This window comes from Enterobacter cloacae complex sp. 372C4 (genome assembly GCF_050030615.1).
Lineage (GTDB): Bacteria > Pseudomonadota > Gammaproteobacteria > Enterobacterales > Enterobacteriaceae > Enterobacter > Enterobacter intestinihominis.
Window position 1 is genome coordinate 4731466 of the sequence record NZ_JBLGUQ010000001.1, and the last position, 19022, is coordinate 4750487.

18 protein-coding genes are annotated in these 19022 nt (G+C 57.4%); all 18 read right to left on the reverse strand.

Annotated elements, in window-relative coordinates:
* Positions 1–7 precede the first annotated feature (7 nt).
* The 18 genes from tssG to tssM all read right to left on the reverse strand — a co-directional run bounded on the left by tssG (position 8) and on the right by tssM (position 19022).
* Positions 8–1051 carry a type VI secretion system baseplate subunit TssG gene (tssG, locus tag ACQG11_RS22950; protein WP_063151978.1) on the reverse strand — a complete coding sequence of 348 codons (1044 nt, stop codon included), beginning with the start codon at positions 1049–1051 and terminating at the stop codon, positions 8–10.
* A complete protein-coding gene (tssF, locus tag ACQG11_RS22955) occupies positions 1048–2919 on the reverse strand; it encodes a type VI secretion system baseplate subunit TssF (protein WP_225303294.1) in 1872 nt (623 codons plus the stop codon). The genes tssG and tssF overlap by 4 nt, the downstream gene beginning before the upstream one ends.
* A gap of 2 nt (positions 2920–2921) precedes the next feature.
* Entirely contained in the window at positions 2922–3485 is a 564-nt protein-coding gene (gene tssE, locus ACQG11_RS22960; RefSeq protein ID WP_015570336.1) for a type VI secretion system baseplate subunit TssE, read from the reverse strand.
* Entirely contained in the window at positions 3478–4290 is an 813-nt protein-coding gene (locus ACQG11_RS22965; protein ID WP_022648404.1) for a type VI secretion system accessory protein TagJ, read from the reverse strand. The genes tssE and ACQG11_RS22965 overlap by 8 nt, the downstream gene beginning before the upstream one ends.
* 9 nt (positions 4291–4299) lie before the next feature.
* Positions 4300–5286 carry a hypothetical protein gene (locus tag ACQG11_RS22970; protein WP_023300322.1) on the reverse strand — a complete coding sequence of 329 codons (987 nt, stop codon included), beginning with the start codon at positions 5284–5286 and terminating at the stop codon, positions 4300–4302.
* 16 nt (positions 5287–5302) lie between these two features.
* Positions 5303–6100: a PP2C family protein-serine/threonine phosphatase gene (locus ACQG11_RS22975; RefSeq protein ID WP_003859969.1), complete on the reverse strand. Its 798-nt coding sequence runs from the start codon at positions 6098–6100 to the stop codon at positions 5303–5305.
* A complete protein-coding gene (gene tagH, locus ACQG11_RS22980) occupies positions 6097–7872 on the reverse strand; it encodes a type VI secretion system-associated FHA domain protein TagH (RefSeq protein WP_426728873.1) in 1776 nt (591 codons plus the stop codon). Before tagH ends, ACQG11_RS22975 begins: the two co-directional genes overlap by 4 nt.
* 90 nt (positions 7873–7962) lie before the next feature.
* On the reverse strand, positions 7963–8379 hold the full coding sequence (locus tag ACQG11_RS22985) for a hypothetical protein (protein WP_126314960.1): 417 nt from the start codon (positions 8377–8379) through the stop codon (positions 7963–7965).
* Positions 8373–9362 (reverse strand): hypothetical protein, encoded by a 990-nt coding sequence (locus tag ACQG11_RS22990; RefSeq protein WP_015570333.1) that lies wholly within the window; start codon positions 9360–9362, stop codon positions 8373–8375. Before ACQG11_RS22990 ends, ACQG11_RS22985 begins: the two co-directional genes overlap by 7 nt.
* 75 nt (positions 9363–9437) lie before the next feature.
* Entirely contained in the window at positions 9438–9920 is a 483-nt protein-coding gene (locus tag ACQG11_RS22995) for an Hcp family type VI secretion system effector (RefSeq protein WP_014884229.1), read from the reverse strand.
* 180 nt (positions 9921–10100) lie between these two features.
* Positions 10101–10550 carry a T6SS amidase immunity protein Tai4 family protein gene (locus ACQG11_RS23000; protein WP_050595054.1) on the reverse strand — a complete coding sequence of 150 codons (450 nt, stop codon included), beginning with the start codon at positions 10548–10550 and terminating at the stop codon, positions 10101–10103.
* Positions 10535–11029, reverse strand: a complete 495-nt coding sequence (locus ACQG11_RS23005; protein ID WP_225303291.1) for a T6SS effector amidase Tae4 family protein — start codon at positions 11027–11029, stop codon at positions 10535–10537. The genes ACQG11_RS23000 and ACQG11_RS23005 overlap by 16 nt, the downstream gene beginning before the upstream one ends.
* Positions 11030–11032: 3 nt before the next feature.
* Positions 11033–11458 (reverse strand): Rap1a/Tai family immunity protein, encoded by a 426-nt coding sequence (locus ACQG11_RS23010; protein ID WP_225303290.1) that lies wholly within the window; start codon positions 11456–11458, stop codon positions 11033–11035.
* 79 nt (positions 11459–11537) lie between these two features.
* Positions 11538–13037, reverse strand: coding sequence for a type VI secretion system contractile sheath large subunit (tssC, locus tag ACQG11_RS23015; protein WP_006810956.1), 1500 nt, complete (start codon positions 13035–13037; stop codon positions 11538–11540).
* Between the two features lie 3 nt (positions 13038–13040).
* A complete protein-coding gene (gene tssB, locus ACQG11_RS23020; RefSeq protein ID WP_022648413.1) occupies positions 13041–13565 on the reverse strand; it encodes a type VI secretion system contractile sheath small subunit in 525 nt (174 codons plus the stop codon).
* A gap of 75 nt (positions 13566–13640) precedes the next feature.
* Entirely contained in the window at positions 13641–14657 is a 1017-nt protein-coding gene (gene tssA / locus ACQG11_RS23025) for a type VI secretion system protein TssA (protein ID WP_063147828.1), read from the reverse strand.
* Between the two features lie 11 nt (positions 14658–14668).
* Positions 14669–15385 carry a type VI secretion system-associated protein TagF gene (tagF, locus tag ACQG11_RS23030; protein WP_045308303.1) on the reverse strand — a complete coding sequence of 239 codons (717 nt, stop codon included), beginning with the start codon at positions 15383–15385 and terminating at the stop codon, positions 14669–14671.
* Between the two features lie 16 nt (positions 15386–15401).
* Positions 15402–19022 (reverse strand): type VI secretion system membrane subunit TssM, encoded by a 3621-nt coding sequence (gene tssM, locus ACQG11_RS23035; RefSeq protein WP_063148588.1) that lies wholly within the window; start codon positions 19020–19022, stop codon positions 15402–15404.

The window sequence follows — 19022 nt, forward strand, 5'->3', positions numbered from 1 at the left end:
GGAAGGATTATCGCTCTGCGCGATACACCAGATCGCCACGCGGAACAGGCTGAGGCTGAAGGCCCAGCCAGGTGTTGTACCCTAATCGCCCGGCGCTGCCGAGCGTGGCGCCCTGCACCGCATCGGCGCGCAGGATCACCCGTGTTTCCCATTCAAATTCCACCCCGGCGTACTGTCGCACCCAGTCGCGCAGCTCGGTGACCCACCCTTCGCCCGGCAGAAAACGGTTGTATTCGTCTGCGCTCAACGGGCCAATCTCAAGACGAAATTTATGCTGCACGTCGCGTACCGCAATGCCGAGAAAAGCGGACTCCCCCATGCGCGGCAGGCGACGCCCCTCACCCAGCTGTGCCTGCTCCCGCGTTGAGAGCGGCATCCACTGCGGTACATTGGCCACCAACCTGACCGGAATGTTGAAATAGTTGCGCAGGATCTTCTCCAGCCCTTCCGGGTCCCGCCCGTGGCGGGTCAGGTGCCCGGCGTGAGTAAAGCGGGCATGCGGGCTCAGGCTGCCTTTCGACATCTGGCCGGGCTGACCCATGCCAATCAGCGATGCAAGATACCCTTCGAAGCGCCTGTTGTCGTCGCGATCCAGTGAAACGGCAGGCTGCGCGTCCGCCCAGGCGCGGTAAAACAGCAGCGTCAGGCGGTGGTGAAAGAGGTCAGCAAACGCGCTGAGGCTGTGATCCTGATGATGATGAATACGCTCGCGGGCATACTCGGTCATGTGCACCGGCAGTGGGCCGTTAGGACCAAACAGGCCGAAGCTCAGAATGGAAACCTCATGCAGTCCGTTCTCTTCCCGCTGCCGGACCTCGGCAACCGTTGACGGCGCAAACCCCATTGAAGGCTGCTGACCAATACGCAGCGGCTCAAATTTAGGCAGCGGCGCGCGCCCCAGCGGGTAACGTTCACCGCCCTGGGCATCAATACGTCTTAATAGCTGAAACAGATCGTAGCGCCACGGCGTCTCGCACACTCCGCGCCAGAACGCATCGGGCAGCGGCGTCAGGCGATGCACGCGCAGCGTTGCAGGGGCAACTTCACTCATACCAGCGCCCTTTTACCCATGCGCGGCGCCCAGTAGCCGATTTCGCCGCGCTGCTGGCTCTTGAGCGTGAACTCCGTAAAGCTGTTGATGGAGACCAGGCGGGCAAAAAGGCGTTCCAGCACGCTGCCGAAAAGCCACGGGCTGGCACCGGAAAAGGCGCGTTCGTCCACCGTCAGAGTGATGCCGATCCCGCGGGCGAACACCACCGGGCCGGGTTCAGGCACGCGGCGGTGCACCGGCTCCAGCACGCAGTGACGAACGCCATCCACCTGACGGGCAACCGGCGTCTCGGCGAGGTTAGCGTACAGCCCTAACAGCTGACGCAGCGCGGCAGCGCCCTCTTCGTTTTCGCTGTCCATCAGGCTGAGGTAGTTCATTTGCAGCTGGCTGATGAGCCGCCAGGTACTGAACCCTTCCGCCAGCGCCGGACGCGGCGGCGTCGGGCCTTTACGCAGGGTTAACGCCTTCACCGGCATGGAGTCGGCCATAATAAACTGCCCAAGCTCCTGCTGGAGCATCAGCGGCAGGTCGCGGCTGGTACACAGCACCTCGGCGGAAATGTAGCGCAAATTCTCCTGCCACGGCGCGTGCTGCGCATCCACCAGCGAGACGAAGACCTCCGAGCCGATATAGCCCGTGCGGGTGCCGTAGCGCAGCGCGTGTTCAGAGAGGACGCGCTGTTCACGGCGCAGGGAAAAATAGGCGCCGTAGTTGCCCGCGTCTCCGCTCCAGGTACTCCAGAACGGACGAAACATCTGGTCGTCCCGCTGACCATCCGCACTGGCATAGATTTTTTTCACAGCATAAATTTCATAATCCAGCGGGCGGATGTTATCCACCACCAGATGGTATTCATGCTGGCTTTCGCTCAGCTTCTGCCGGGCCGCCACTTTCGGGAACAGGTTGATCACCGGCGTACAGTGCAGCGCCATGTGGCTGGCATCCACCACGCGCTCCAGCTGATCGTCGCTCTTGTCGAGCAGAACGAAGATATCAAACGCTTTTTCGTCTTCGCAGCGCTGGATCAGCTTGCCCAGCCCGCTCAGGCTGATGAAGCGAAAACGCGCCGGGAACGCAAAGTACTCCTGCAACAGGCGATAGCCGTCGAAGTTACGCAGATCGTCCGGGAGCAGCGCCTGATCTGCATCAAAGCCTTCCTGACGCAGGGCGTCAGACGACAGCAGCTGGCGCTGGGGCTGCTTGCTGACCGTCTGGCAGACAATACCCGCGTGGTGCTCCATCACCAGCTCCAGCAGCTTCAGCGCCTCGATGTCCGGGCCGCTTAAGAAGAACTCCAGGCGGTCAAAATCCAGATGCCCAAGATGCTGCGGGCCATCGCAGGCAATGCGGATCCGTAAGGCGCTGCTGATCCCCCGCTGACTCAGGCCGAGCTGGGCCAGCGGCAGATCGGCGGGAACGCCGCCCAGCTCGATCCGCTCAATTTTTAACGGCAGCAGGTTGACCTCGTGCGCCGTGGTATAGCTGCACGTAACGCCGGTTTTTTTCAGCGCCAGGCTGTCCATCATGGTGCCGCGCGGCACAATAAAGCCTTTGCTCAGGTCGCCGCGGCTGCTGTCGGGCTGAATCTCAGCGATCGCCATCGACGGCGTAGGCGCCAGGTAATTTGGCGCAATCATCTCAAGCATACGCTGTGAAAAGCGTGGAAATTCGGCGTCCATTTTCATCTGCACGCGGGAGGTCAGGAAGGCGAAACCTTCCATCAGGCGCTCTATGTACGGATCCGCCACTTCGATGCCGCGCATGCCGAGCCGCCCCGCCACTTTTGGGTAGCGTTCGGCGAACTCCGCGCCCATCTCGCGCAGATAGGCCAGTTCACGGTTGTAATATTCGAGCAGTTTGCTTTCCATAATTACCCCGCATCCTTCAGTTCAAAATGGCCGTTCTCAAGATCGACGTCGGTGCGAAAGAGAAACTCCAGCGGATACGGTACGCACCACAGGCGGCCTTTGATTTCGATAGACAGCACGTTGTGCAGATCTAATGAGGAGGTATCGGACACGCAGCGAACCTGAAGCCCCTGCGGCAGGATCCGCGGTTCAAAGTTAATAATCGCTTCGGTGAGCTTGCGCTGAATGTCGTGCCATTCGATATCGGACATTCTTTTCCCCGCCAGCGGCGCGACGCCAAAGTTAACGACAGAACGGCTCACCTGCGTCAGACCACTCAGATCGCTGGAGGCATCGTGGTTAATGGTGTTAAACAACCACTGTAAATCCCGCAGGACGTTACGACGCAGCGCGGCGTGGGTAATCAGATTACTGTTGGCGGACTCGCGTTTTTTTTCCGGATCGTTATCCGTCAGGCGATCCAGCAGTGACGGCTGCATTTTGTCGCGTGCCCCCACTTTCTCCTGCCTGCTGCGGGCCTGCCAGCCGCTGCGCAGCAGATCGCCTTCGCCAGCGGGATTACTCATCCGCGCCATCCGCGGCGAACGTCACCAGGCTCAGGGTGAGCAGCGGGCTTTCGCTTTGCTCGCTCAGCCAGGCTTTCTGCCCCATGCCTTCATACAGGGTGCCGTCATCGTCGAGTGGAAGCCACTCGGTGGTGCGCCCCAGCTTAACGCTGTCTGGCGCTCCGTCAGCAAACGGATAACGCGCCGGGATCTGACACACCTGCTCGGTGCCGTCCGTGAGGCGGACCAGAGCATGACGCCACACCAGATCGGTCACGCTGGCCGGAGCCTGAAAACGGATCGTGTCGATGGCGCAGAACGGCACCCAGAAATAGCGGCCGTTGACCAGGGTTTCACACACCGGCCCCAGACGGGCATCGCCGTCCATCAGCCATTCAAAGGTGTGGCTCTCTTCATTCTCCAGCGTGACCTGCCCGCGGCTTGCCGGGGCCTGTTCGAGTGCCGCCAGGCGCAGCGTTTGCGCATGCCCTGCGCTTTCGGTCAGCGCCTGGGCTAACGTGGTCAGCCACGGCCACTGCGCCTCGGGCATTGCCGGTCGTACCTCTCCCGCGAACACGCGCGCCCGCTGCTGTTCACCCTGAATGGCCTGCTCCAGCAGCGTCACGGTTGGTTTTGCCTGCGGCTTCAGCGCCAGCCAGCTTTTCAGCTGGGTCAGGGCGCGCGCCCAGTTGCCGCTGAGGATCAGAAACTGCACAAACGCAGCGCGCAGATCGGCATCCGCCGGACGAGCTTTGATTTCGGCTTCCAGGCGAAGCAGCGCGTCGCTAATCGACTCACCCGCCAGACGTTGATAAAGCGTATTCATAGCCCCTCCTTAATTCGCCGCGCGCCAGGCGCCCACAGCCGGATCGCGTAGCTGCGGACGCAGCGTGTCAATCAGAACAACGTTCAGCTCCGCGCCCGGTGTAATCCATGCGCTCCAGATCTTCTTCACCTCTGCGATACGCGCCTGGAGTCTGGCGTCGTCGCTGGCGATCTCACGGGTGATTTCCACCGCCACCGTGCCGTTGCTCTTCCAGCCGTTCAGGGTGCTGTCGTACGGCAGGATCATCCAGCTCTGGTCGCTGTTCGGGGTGCTGAAGACCATGCGCTCTTTGTTGACGGAGGTGATCAGCGCCTTTTCAGGATCGACCGCGTTGTTCAGTCCCATCACCGGGAAGCCGTGAATGTAGGTGACCGGAATCGCTTTCTGCGTCCCGTTACGATTCTGCGTCACCACGGTGTGGCCGCTGAGCCAGCTGCCGTTGCCGCAGCGAGTGGTGTCGGAATCGGGAATAAACAGCGCTGGCGCGGAGGAACCGCCCTCCCAGAAGGTGCGCAGGTGGCAACCGTCCTGAAGGGTGAACTCCTGCCATGGCGTACGATCTGCCGCCACGGTGTGCGTCTCCGGATTCTGGTCAGGCGGTAGCAGCGCGCCTGAGGTGGTGGTCGTTGCCGCCGCCGTTTCCTGCTGTTTCACCACCAGCGCCCAGTCCTGCGCTTTAGCCGCTGTGCCCCGGGCAAGTGTCGTGCCTTCCGGATCGTTAAGCGTCCAGTTCAGGGTATTCAGCTTGCTGCACTGGTGCTCCAGCAGCGAGCCAAGGCGCGGCACGAAGTTTTCCAGCACCGAAACCTCTTTCTTGCCGTTCGCCACGATACGCAGCGCCACGTCCGCCTTACACCAGCTTTGCGGCGTATTGTCTTTAATGTTGTCGATCCAGATATCCAGCTTCTGCGCAGGAGACTGCACGATGCGGAAGTTTTCAGCCTGTGCGGTGGTCGCCACCGTCAGAAGAGCCAAACCCGATAGCCAAAGTTTCATATCAATCCTTGTGTGTCTAATCAGTTCCGCAGGGAAGAAATTGTGCTGCGTCAGAGAGCGTATGCAGCAAAGTGGTGTCCTGAGGGTTGCCCATCCACACCGCCACGGCGGTATAGTTATCCTGAGCATTGCCCTCCTGTTCAGCATTCTTTTGAATGATTTGGTTCATCAAGGTCAGCCACTCTTGTGGCGTATTGACCATGTGCAGCGACTGCTTCATCTGCTCTTCGCTGACGCCGTGCCAGAAACCGTCGGTGCAGAGCAGGAAGGCATCACCGTCTTCAACCTGCACGACATCGCTGTAGCTCGCTTCCGGTCCGCCATTCTCAATACCCAGCGCCAGATACAGCAGGTTGCTGTTGAGATCGTCGGTCTGATGCCCGGCATCTTTCATCTGCTGGACGAGGCTGTGATCGGTGGTGACGTGCCACAGCCAGCCGCGGCGAAACAGGTACAGGCGGCTGTCTCCGGCGTGCGCCCAGTAAGCCAGACGGTAATCCCTGTCGATAAACAGGCTGACCAGCGTGGTACCCATCCGGCGATAGTCCTGCACGGCCTGTTGTTCGCTGAGGATGGTGCGGTTCGCCGTTTGGACGTAGTCACGAATATGCTGCGCATTCAGGTGCTTGTCGCCGTCAAAGCGGGAAATAATGCTGTTGCGGGCCAGCTCAGCGGCCACCTCGCCGCCCGGCAGGCCCGCAATGCCGTCACAGACGACAAAGCAGGCTGAACGTTCCCCAATGGTTTCTCCCGTCTGATCCTGGTTGCTGGCGCGCGTCCCCTGGCGGGAGAGAGAAGCCGTTGCGATATTCATTTTTCTTCGGATCCGCTTTGTGAGTCTTTGTACTGATTGACCTCCATGTCATAGGCATGGAGGAAGGCTTCGCCAAACAGGGTATGGAAGTCGTCCTCGATCTCGCCCGCCGTCTCGCCATAGCTGCGAACGAAATAATCCCACAGCGCGGCTTTACGGCTGCCCGGCAGCGCCAGGCGCGACGTCATCCCGTTCTGCTTCGCCTGCTCTTCCAGCTGTTCCGGGTTAAAGGATTGCAGCATAGCGGCGATAATGGCGCGGATACCGGAGATCATCCCCAGCTGGTGCGCCTGAAGATCGATCAGTGCATCACGCACCGATTTGGTCGGCGGCATAAAGCCCGGCATCGGCGTGCCGAACATCTGGATCAGGACCGTTTTACCGGTTGGCAGCAGCTTGAACGGGTTGTTGGCATCGTCAAGCACCATGGTCATATCGGCCTTCACCCCGCGCTTGAGAATGGAGCGCGAGGAGAGCAGCGCCACGGTTCCCTGCGAGAACATGCCCAGGATCTGCCCCAGCTGACGCATATTTTCCCGGTCAAACTGCGGCACCGGCTGCATTTCGCTCAGGCCCATGCCCTCCAGCAGCGCCTCCAGCAGTTCGCCCTGAAGCACCTCGCCCCGCTCGCCGGTCTGCGCTGAGGCAGCAGGCGATGCAGCGTTTTTAACCGGGTCGATACGCAGGCGGCCTTTCGGTGCCTGCGCGTTGCTGCGCGCCACGGCCTGCGGCGTTGGCATGGTGAAGCCAGCGTAATCGGGACGCGCGGGCTCTTCTTCCGCGCGCGGCGCGTCCTGTGGTTCAGTCGGTTCCGGATCGAACAGCGGTGAACTGGCCAGCGCATCCTCTTCCTGTGCGGCTTGCGCTTCAGGCTTTGGCTCCAGCTTATCAGCCACGATTTCATCCGGATGGGTTAACGGCGCGCCGCCCATCAGGCCAAGGGGGTCATCGTGACGCGCGGCAGGCGCGCTCGCCGACCCGCCAAACAGGGCTAACGGATCGAGTTCATCCGACGCCTCTTCCTTTGGCTGGGCAGGTTTGCTTTCGTCCGGCTGTACCAGCGTTGAAGGGGTGACATCGTCAAAGATGCTCTCTTTTTTAAACAACGCTTCATCGCTGAACAGCGTGTCCGGGTCCACGTTTTTACGTTCAAGCGACGGATCGGCATCGTTGAACATCGCCAGCGGGTCTTCGGCATTCCGCTCCGGGGCCGCAGGCTGGGAGAACGGGTCGTGGGAGGCCGCGGGCTGTGGCTTTGCCCGATTGCTGGAGATGCTGTCGGAGATGGAGAACTCCTGCATCAGGCTGTCCCAGATTTCCGACGGCACGGCCGTAGGTTCAGCTTTTCCGCGAGGCGCGGCGCTGGCCGGTTTCGGTTGTGCCGCCGGAGCAGGTGTCGCCGCTGGGCGCGCCTGCTGCATGCTGGCCGCCATGCGGCTTACGGGCTGGGTGTCATGAATGAGTTCGCTGACTTCAATGCGATAATCATCAATACCGAGAATATCCCCATCCTGAAGCTCAACCTGACGCCCACGCTCCAGCGGAATATCATTCAATACCACGCGGGTAACGCTGCCGCGGTTCGTGACGCGACATTCGCCGCTGGCGTCGACGTGAACGATGGCCTGCAAACGCGAGATAGTGCGGTCATTGTCCGGCAGCACCAGATTGTTATCCGTACCGCGCCCAATGGTGCCGCCCGGGGCATAAAAATCACAGCTGCTTTGCGGCGGCTGATGACCGGGTTTCGTAGAAATAATCGTGAATCGCATGGCGTATTCCTGCTGGTATGATTAGCGCTCAAACGCTGCCGCTCTCGGGGGTGAAAACGGCGGGGTTTGGGGGTTAAGGGCTGATTAAAGCTATTTGACTACATTCAGGAAAATAATGCCGATAAGCAGCCATAGCGTAAAAAGTAAGGCCTGAACTTTATAGCGTCGATGCAGTTTTAATATCCAGCCGATTCTCTCTTCCGGTAAAGCCTGAACGAATTTATAGGCATCATCCTGAACATTTCTGTCTTTGGTAAATTTCATCTTCACGCCTTTGCGAAGACGAACAAACCAGATTATTTTTTGATAGTTCGCCAGCGAGCCAAAAAAAGATGCGTAATTTGTCACCAGATCGAGATCGTAGCCTTTTTGCCGATATTCTGAAAGAAGCTGATTATATTCGGCCTCGTGTTTTTTAAAATAACGAGAACTGATGAAGTCCATAATTACGACAAGTAAAAATAAAACAACGATCAGAAATAAAAGAATATTTTCTACATTCACCATAGTTTATCCATGACATATTCAGTTGCTCCACCGGCAACTTCGCCACCAATGTATCCACCCGCAGCGGCGCCTACCACAGAACACGCGAGCAACCCTACACCACCTGTTGCCACGCCCAATGCAACACATACGCCAGCCCCAGCCATGGCACCATATTTTCCGCCATAAATCCCGCCCGCAAGACTGGCGCCAAATTGACTGTACTTCTTAACGGCGACTTTGGAACAACTCTGCTCTCTACCTACTGTACAGGCATCGTAAACTTCATTGGTTGTGTTTGCTCCAGCGAAGCCGATAGCAAGCCATCCTCCCATTTTCAGAAAACGGGCAGCTTTTGATGCATTGTCTACATATGTTGAATACCCTCGTATCGAGGCAACACCCGCAGTACTCCATTCGTGGACAATTGACCTGCTTGATAAACCTAAAGCGTGCTTGATTTCTTCATAAGGTTTCAGTTTCAGCGTTAGTCTGGACAGCTTATTTAATAAAACGTCCAGCTCAGAAAAAAGTTTTTGCCTCTCAACAAAAAACTGCTGCCCGATCAATGTGCCTTGCGTTCTGTATTGATTTTGATAAGCCAGTTCGATAGCTTTTAATTTCTTTTCTATTTCGCTAAAGTACCTTTCACCTGCATCAGCAACCACCCCGAGAGATTTATCCATAAAATTAGTTAATGCTGCGATGGTACTAAAATGCTTGTTAAAGAAATTAGCTTCATCTGTATTCAGTTCTGCCAATGCTCCATTAACCTTTTGCTTTGCATTTTGTAATTGTTTTAGCTGAACCGCATTTTCAGCACCCGGAGCATTAAGGATCAATATTTGCCCGGGTTTTAACCACCGTGTGTCCCTGTTCACTTGCATAAAATAACGTGCCGCTTCACTGTCTGGTTTATTGAACAGTAGTCTTGCCTGGAAATCTAACGTACCAGCCTGCTGAACAACACAATAACCAGGAGCAACCGTTGATTTTACACTCATATTGACATCCCTTTGCAAACGAAATTAAGTCTCTGTAAATAATGACCGGGGAAAACTCCCCGGTCACGCGCGCAATTACGCTTCTTTGTTTTCTTTGATGTTCCAGCCAGCGCTGCTTTCAGCACCTTTACCACCGGCAGTGGTCTGCTCCCAGTACTGCTGTTTCACTTTCGCAGCCTGGAATGCATAGGTCACGCCAACGGTATCGCCGTTGTCGGCACCGGTGTACTGAACGGAAGTCACGAGAACGTCTTCCAGGGTGATGCGGGTATATTCAACCTGCTGACCACCCGCTTTGCAGACGGACAGTTCAACTTTGGTCAGGTGCTTACCGCTTGCGCAGTGTTTCAGGATTGCTGTAGTGGATTTGTCGATCAGAGCGTTAACGTGCAGATCGTTAAAGTTAACCTTACCGGCACCGCCGCCACCACCAACGCTCATATTACCCGGCTGGGACGCGCCCCAGGAGAAGGAGGTAATATCAGTCCAGCCGGTGTGGTTAGAATCTTTAGATTCGCCCGTAACACCCTCGACCTTCAGAAACATATCAATAGCCATAATATCTACTCTTCGTGGATGAACAATATTGCTTTCGAAAAAGCCCTTATATGGCAAACAGGAAAGCATGGGGCTGAATAAAACCGTCCATATTTTACCTCTGCCTCATATCAAACGACCCGTGTCATTTGACAGTCTTACATTCCCCCTGAATGAACGGAAAGAATGTGAAGTCTTTTACTACGGCGGATTATCCTGAATCCAGGTACGATCAGGATCGCCAATGATGAGCTGCGGAACCAGTTTATTCAGTTCGTCGCTATGATAAAGACGTAGACAATTTAAGGTTACGCCTTTTACATCAGGTTTGCGCTCCGAGTGGAAACCATTAATTTGGTTTTTATACTTCCCAATAATGGCGTTAACTTTGTCAGTACCGTTTTCAGCATCAAACGGCATCCACTCAATAAATGCACTCGCACTGCGGGCCGCATCAGCAGAAAATTGACTGCCTTTATCTGCAACCTGCGCAAGGCAGCGCGCCAGGACCAAATCTTTTACCACCTGCCGGTATGTTTGCTGCTGATAAAAATCAACGTAAGGGTTGTCACCGCGAGCAGAAAAAGATAAGCAAGTGAGCAAAAGAAATACGGTCTTTAAACACCTGAATATAATTATTTTAATTCCCAAAACCAGATTTCCTGAGAGTACGGAAAGCAATCGGAGTTACATATAAACGAATTATTACTCAGAGGCTCGATAAGGTCGATATGACCACCCCCATACCCATCAATTTTATTGAAGAAAACAACACCTTTTCGGCCCAACATTGAGCGTGCACCAGCCTCGCGGTCTTTAAAGATTTCTGCCTTGCCAAACACATGGGATTTATAAAGCTGATCGGCAAGTAATTTTGCGCCAGGCTCGATTGTTTTTCCCTTATAGGGACCGGTCTTTATGGGTAAACGCCCTGTAAATTCAACATTGCATTTTAACAATGCCAGGCTCATTCTTACCGCACAGGTATTTTCGTATGCCGGTTGTTGCTTGATAATCGTCGAATAATCGTAGCCAATTTCTGAAAAAACCTGTTCACCCGAGGCAAAACCCGCGCGTGTGTGATTTGAAGAGTAATGCTGACGTTTAAGTTGTTCGTATAATGGTCTCATTTGTCACTCTCCTTTTTTGCACGGGCGTAATTCTTTCATGCCGTCAATGATGATTTTTGAAGCGCGCTCCTCGCCTTGCTGTTTCGATAAGTTCGCAAAACGAGAATAGAGAAACTCATGTATTGTATTTGGCAAAAAAGGCCTGCCCTTGCACCATGCAGTGCCCTCAGACGCGTCGACTACGCCGAGAAGATACATATTTGCCTTAATGCGTTCACGTTCATTCGTTTTCGACAGCCAGGCTTTAGCAAAACGCTCTGCACTCAGATTTAAATCGTACCCTGTTAACAGCGTCGGATCGCGTTGGAAGTTTGATGTGTCATCCTGAGGCAATGCTTCCGCTTGAGGGTATTTGTATTTTCCTGCCTCCGCGCTTGCGAGAGTAGAAACTGCCAGCAAACTGGTCGCGATCAAAAGTATATGTTTCACCGTCTATCCTTATTCACTGACAGAAACAAGCTAAGCTCTTCCGCTCAAATTGCCGGCCCCTTCGGGCCGGCAATCATCATTACGCGTCCTTCGTCTTCAGCGACGGCAGTTTAGATACCAGACGCAAGGAAACGGTCAGGCCTTCCAGCTGGTAGTGTGGACGCAGGAAGAACTTCGCGGCGTAGTAGCCCGGGTTGTCTTCAATTTCCTGCACCTGCACTTCCGCAGCCGCCAGCGGTTTGCGAGACTTGGTTTCCTGGGAGGAGTTAGCCGGGTCGCCGTCCACGTAGTTCATCACCCAGTCGTTCAGCCAGCGTTCCATCTCTTCGCGCTCGCGGAAGGAGCCGATTTTGTCGCGCACGATGCACTTCAGGTAGTGAGCAAAACGACAGCAGGCAAACAGGTAAGGCAGACGGGAGGCCAGGCGCGCGTTAGCGGTGGCATCCGGGTCGTGATACTCGGCCGGTTTTTGCAGGGACTGCGCGCCGATGAAGGCGGCGAAGTCGGAGTTTTTACGGTGAACCAGCGGCATAAAGCCGTTTTTCGCCAGCTCGGCTTCACGACGATCGCTGATGGCGATCTCGGTCGGGCATTTCATGTCCACGCCGCCGTCATCGCTCGGGAAGGTGTGGCACGGCAGGTTTTCCACCGCCCCGCCGGACTCCACGCCGCGAATCGAGGTGCACCAGCCGTACTCTTTGAAGGAACGGTTGATGTTGGCGGCCATCGCGTAAGCCGCGTTCGCCCAGGAGTAGCTGTTGTGGTTTGCGCCGTCGGTCTGCTCTTCAAAGTCAAAGCTGTCGACCGGATTGGTGCGAATGCCGTACGGCAGACGCGACAGGAAGCGCGGCATGACCAGGCCCAGATAACGGGCATCTTCCGATTCACGCAGTGAACGCCAGGCGGCGTATTCGGTGTTCTGAAAGATTTTTGTCAGGTCGCGCGGGTTAGCCAGCTCCTGCCAGGACTCCATCTGCATCACGCCCGGCGCGGTGCCGGTAATGAACGGACAGTGGGCCGCAGAGCCGATGCGCGCCATCTCGCCCAGCAGCTCAACGTCCTGCGGGCTGTGGTCGAAGTAGTAGTCGCCTACGATGCAGCCAAACGGCTCGCCACCGAACTGGCCGTACTCCTGCTCGTAGATTTTCTTGAAGATCGGGCTCTGGTCCCAGCCCACGCCCTTGTAGCGCTTCAGGGTGCGGCCCAGCTCCTGCTTGGAGATGCTCATAAAGCGGATCTTCAGCATCTCGTCGGTTTCGGTGTTGTTCACCAGATAGCTCAGCCCGCGCCAGGCGCTCTCCAGCTTCTGGAACTCCTCGTGGTGAATGATCTGGTTCACCTGCTGTGAAAGCTGCTCGTCAATACCGGCAATCAGGTTCTGAATGGTGCGGTAGGTATCGTTTGAGAAGGTCACGGTGTTTTCCAGCGCCTGCTGCGCCAGGGTTTTTACCGCGCTTTCTACGGCAGAGCGCGCCTGATCGGTTTTCGGGCGGAACTCTTTATTCAGCAGCGCGCTGAACTCGTCCTGGCTGAAGGCCTGGCCCGCCTGCTGATCGTGTTGTTGAGTCTGGTTGCTCATCGATTATTCCTCGCTACCTTTTGCACTTTCGTCATTTTTTGGCATCTGGCTCAGGGATTTGAGCAGCGTCGGATCCTGGAGGATTTTCGCGATCAGCTCTTCCGCACCGTTTTTGCCGTCCATGTAGGTCAACAGGTTAGAGAGCTGGGTACGAGCCTCCAGCAGCTTGTTCAGCGGCTCTACTTTGCGGGCTACCGCGTCAGGCAGGAAGTCGTCCATACTGTCAAAGGTCAGATCGACGTTGAGCTTACCTTCGCCGGTCAGGGTGTTATCCACCTGGAACGCCACGCGCGGCTTCAGCGCCTTCATGCGTTCGTCGAAGTTGTCGATGTCAATTTCAAGGAACTTACGCTCGTCGACGGCTGGCAGGTTTTCCACCGGCTTGCCAACCAGATCGGCCATAACGCCCATCACAAACGGCAGCTGAATTTTGCGTTCTGCGCCGTAGATCTCTACGTCATATTCGATCTGCACGCGGGGAGCACGGTTGCGTGCGATGAATTTCTGTCCACTGTTACTCATTGCCATGATGTTCTCCATCAAAGATGCGCGGTGAAGGTGAAACGGCAGACTCCATGCCTGTCGTCATAATGCCAGGACGCGTCATTCGCGGCGTCCAAAGATGTTTTCCAGTTGGTTAACGCCGTCTGGCGCCAGGTCGCGAATAATGTCCATAAAGTTGAGTTCAGACAGCCGCTGCACCCGTTCAATCATCAGCGGTGCGGGGTGGCTGGGTTCGTACTGCGCAAAATACTGTTTCGCTTTTTCCAGCATCAGCTGCGCGTCGGCGCGGCTGGTCACCTGCACGCTGCGCCAGTCCGTCACCTGCTGAACGGGCGACGCGGCCACTGGCTGCGGCTCGGCGTGCTGCTCAGCCTGCGCGTCACGGTTCGGCAGCAGCTTGCTGATATCGGTCACCTGACAGGCGCTGGAAACCTGCCCGACGGTTTTCAGCAGCTGTTCCATCTCCGGTACGCCACTTTCCCCGAGATAGCCGGTAAGCAGTTCGCGGATGGCGAGCAGGCGTTCGTTGATCACGATTACCGCTTCGGTGCCGGGCTGATCGCCCCGGGCCAGCTCATCGATCAGTCGTGGACGACCGCCCGGATAATCCGGACACTCTGTTTTACTGCCGTCAAGCAGCGCCTGGGCGTCACGGAGCGAAATCTCATCGCCGTTAGAGCGGAGCAGTGAGGCGTTACGCACCGCGACCGTCAGGTCAGATTTATCGCTCAGCCCGGCGAGGGCGTTAATGCGGTAGAACGGATCGGTTTCGCCATACTCTTCCAGCAGCGGGTAAAGTTGCTCCCAGTAACGGGACAGGGCTTCCTGCACCAGCAGTAGCCCGTCGGCGTAACCTGCCAGCCCGCGACGACGCGTCCAGGCATGGGTTAACGCCAGCATGACGCGAAGATCTTTGGTGCGGCCCAGCAGGCTGGTGGCGAGTTTTTCCACCGTGTTCCAGTCGGCAGGCTCTGCCGGAATGATGGTGTCGCCAAACTGCTGTTCGGCTTTGCCCTGACTGGCCTGCCCCATGGCCTGGAAATCAGCGTCGTACTCCAGGTTTTCACCGCAGGGGTTATCGGGGCTTATCGGCGCGAGAAATTCATCGATATTCATAAGATCCCTGCTTATTCAAACATAGGCGGGTAAAGACCGTGGCGGCCCGGACGGGCGCCGCCTGCCGGATCGAACAGCAGCGTAAAGAGCTGCCCGGTGAAGTTTCCGCTGTGGACGTGGGTGTAAAGCGGATAGCCGTCGCAGCGGTTTGTCCACCAATAGCTGGTCTGGCGCAGCGGATCAAAACACTCCGCCGCCTGCGGCCAGCCCAGCGTGCTCTGACCCTCGTCGTCATAGCCAATCACGTCGAGAATGTCAGAACGCTTTTGCGGCTCAACCGGTTGGGGCGCCGGGATGGTCATCAGCATTTCATCCAACTGGGAGGCAGAATAGCTGTTACGCACCGCGTGCAGCCCCAGACGGCCAAGCTGCTGGTACCAGCTTTCAGCCTGCCCGAGCAGACGGGATGACCACTCGGTCGGGGTGAAACTCAGTTGCAGGCATACCGGATAGTGGCGGCCTACGCTGTCACGGCCCGGCAGCAGGCAGCCCATTTGAATCATCTGGCTACCAAGCATCGGCGGGACGACAAAGTTCCACACCGGGGCTTTAGAAAACGGGCGCTCGCCGCTGCGCTGCTCTTCCTGTTGCCAGGCCAGCAGGCCGACCTGAAACCAGTGCGACCACTGGCGTTGCAGGGTATCCGGAAAGCGACGCTGCAAAAAATCTCCGGCGCTGGGTAATTTGCCATACCAGCTATAACGGTTCATCGCAGGGGTATTCGTCATACGGCTGTCCTTGCGGTTATGGGCATGAGAAACGGGGAAGCTGGAACGGGTTACGGATGCTGTTCGGGGCAAACTCCAGCGTGACCTGATGTCCGTCGACGTTGAAGGTCGCCTGACGGCTCAGGCTACCCGCGCCAGGACTGGTGCGCGCCTTGTCGAAAAAGCGGTTGAGCGCCCAGGAACCGTTGGTCACCAGCGTTGCGGTGCTGCCATTGGCAAGACCGAGCTGCATACGCACCTGGTTCGTCCCGCCCGGCCCCGGCCAGGTCATGATCTGCACCGCCTGCGGACCGTGGCTGTAGCGCAGCAGTTGGCCGTCCACGTCCAGCGTCAGGTTCAGAATGGTATTGTCCATACGCACGGTGCGCACCGTCACCTTGAAGGATGGCGTGGTCGCGCCGTTTGCGAAGAAGGCATCGCGGACAGACTGCGCCTGCTGGAACGGACGCAGCAGCCCTTCACTGCCCGGCAGCGTTTTACCGTCGATGCCCGGCATAAAGCGCCAGTTCGCCTGGGTGGTGTCCACCTTGTTGGTCAGGTTGTCGCGGAAAAAGGTGTCCATCAGTCCGGTGCCCGGCGCGAACATGCGGGCGAGATCGTCCGGCGTCACCTCAGTGCTGGCGCTGCGCACCAGCGGATAACGCCCGGCAATCGCCTGACGGCAGAACCCACCCACTTCCACGTTAATGCGCTTACGCACGTTCTCCAGATCGCGACGCTGAGTGTCGCTGCTGGCGCCGACGGCCATATTGCTGAACATGGTTTGCAGCCCGCCCGGCAGACGTCCCGCGCTGGCTTGCAGGCGGCTGATTGCATCGCCGCCCGGCGCAGGCATACCGCTGTTGGCTGCATCCTGAACGGCGGTCAGGTAGCGATAAAGCTCGTCAACCTGCTTAAGAAAATCATCAAAGACGATGGTCTTGCCGCCCTTCTCCAGCGGCTGCGCCAGCTCAATCATCGGCGCATAGTGGTCGGTCACCAGTTGCTCAGGCGCCTGCGTCACAACCGCGCCCTGCGTCGGGGCATTGTCACCGTTGCTGAACAGTGCTTCCAGCGTGCGGGTGGCGCGGTTGCTTTGGTCTTCCGCTTTCTGCGCATCTTCCGGCGCAGGCGCAGTGCGCGACAGGGTCAGCACCTTGCTCAGGTTAAGTACCAGACGGCGCAGCGGCGAATTGGTGCCTGAAAGCAGGCGCGCGGTGTTGATACGCTGGGAAAGATCGGCGCTGTTGTTGAGCTGAATGTCAGCGAGAAAGCGATCCCAGTTAACGATAAAGTCGCGCATGTAGAGCTGACGCACGGCGTTGTCGATCTGCTGTTTATCTTCCTGGGCAGTGGTCGCTCCCAGTACCCAGGCATCGTCCTCGTGCAGGGCGGTGGTCACGCTGTCGATCTGGTCGTTGAAGCTTTTCCAGTAGCCGTCCGGCGTATAGAGGCCCGGTACGCCCTCACTCACCGGCTTGCCGCTTTTACGCGAAAACACCAGCTCGCTCTGCGGGCCGCCGAGATCAGAAAGCGAAACCGGCTTCAGGTTCTCATCATGCTCCAGCAGACGTTTCAGGCGCCCATATACGCGTGTTGAGAGCGGCTGCTGGTTGATCAGCGCCCTCTCGCGGGCCACCAGATCCTCATCCTGCGCATACGGTGAAGCCTGAATTTTTGGCTCCAGCAGCAGCTTCAGGTGCCATTCCAGCTCCTGAAGCTGCGCCTGCGTCACGTTCTGCGGCAGGTTGCGTTGCAGGTTGAGCATAACCCACGAGTGCAGGAATTTACCGTCATAATGCTTAGGCTGGTAGAGCATCTGATAGGCTTTCAGCGCCTCATAGCTGTACTCCACGTCGCTGCCGTTGTCGTTGCGCAGCCAGGTGGTAATGTGCATCGCCACGGCAGGCAGCAGCATCTGATCCAGCGCCTTCTGATACAGAGACTGCGAGGCATCGCTGACGTCATCCCCGCGATAAAGCCCCATGCGGCGGGAAACCGGCGGGTTGTTAACGTCGAAGGCATCGCTTTTCGGCAGATCCACCAGGCTGTTAAGCAGCGGCAGAAGCGCAAACAGATCGCGCTGGGGCTGGTTTTGCAGCGCCTTGCTCTGCTGCTCCAGCATCGGCACTTTTGCGTCCACTTCTTCCAGATAGGCTTTATTTTTGGCGTAGCTGGTCAGCCACAGGCCACCCAGGATCACCAGCAGGGCCAGCAGCGCCGCGTAGCCGGACCACATCACGGCGCGGTTGCGAAGCTCCCACCAGCGGTTTTCCCCGGCGATGCCCGCTTCCTGGAAAATCACGTTTTGCAGCAGGTTCTTAATGAAGAAGCTTTGACCCTTCGCGCCCGGGATCGGCGCCTCTTTGCTCACCGAATCCCAGCGCGTGCTTTCCTCCCCTTCAGGTAAGGAGAGCGCGCGGTTCAGCTCGCCCATCACGCGGTCAAACGGCATCCCTTCCTGGGTGCCGCTGGCGAAGTAGATGCCGCGCGGCGAAAATTCGGTTTCGAAGTTTGAGCGGGCAAAGACCGTGCTCAGGTAGTCTGCCAGCAGCGGACGCAGCGCGGCGAACTCCTGCGGGAAGAGATAGGCTTCCGCACGGGTTTTGGCGTCATGCTCTTTGAGCATGGTTTCCGGAAGGCCAGCATCCAGACGCTGTTGCAGCAGGGAAAATTCCTGCTGGAAGTTGCCCATCAGGTCGTAATCGGCGTGTTTGGTCTGCTCCCACGGCAGCGTAAAGCCCCAGATCTGATCGCGCTGGGCTTTGTCGTAATCCGCAAACCAGGCGCGGAAGCCTTTAAGCAGATCCGCTTTGGTCACCATCACATACACCGGGAAGCGAATACCCAGCTGTTCATGCAGCTCGGAGAGACGCTGGCGCAGGTTGACCGCCTGCTGGCGGGAGGCCTCAGCGGACTGCGAAAGCAGGTCGGAAATGCTGATGGTGATAATCACGCCGTTGATGGGCTGGCGACGGCGGTATTTACGCAGCAGGTTGATAAATTCCAGCCACTCCCCGGCGTCCTGAACCTGCTCGCTCTCCTGAGTGGTGTAGCGCCCCGCGGTATCCAGCAGAACCGCCTCGTTGGTAAACCACCAGTCACAGTTGCGCGTGCCGCCAATGCCGCGCAGCGCGGTTTTACCGAAGCGGTCCGCCAGTGGGAATTGCAGCCCGGAGTTGGCCAGCGCGGTGGTTTTACCTGAACCCGGCGCGCCAATAATGACGTACCACGGCAGCTGATAGAGGTACTGCGTACTGAAGCGCTGCGTCCACTGCGCGCCATGTCCCGCTTTGCTGAAGTGGGCTTTTTTCAGCATCTGGGCGGCTTCATCGAAACGCCCGGCAAGGATCTGCTCCTCGCTGTTCAGACGTTTCTGCGGATCGGCCGCCTCCGGGCTGGTGGTATTTTCGTTAAGCTTGTCCATCAGCTTACGGTTCAGCCAGGCGTTATACAGCCGCGGCAGAATGTGGCTCTGAGCCCAAATCAGGTAGACCACCGCAATGCTGATGACGCGGTTCTGCTCTGATTCAAGGGGCCGGGTGTCCACGATGGACAACAGCGGGCCAATCATCCAGATGACCGCCGCGAGTGCCGTTACGCCCAGGAAGCTCCACAGAATGCGATTGGTCAGTATAGAAAGTAGAGTAGTCAGCAT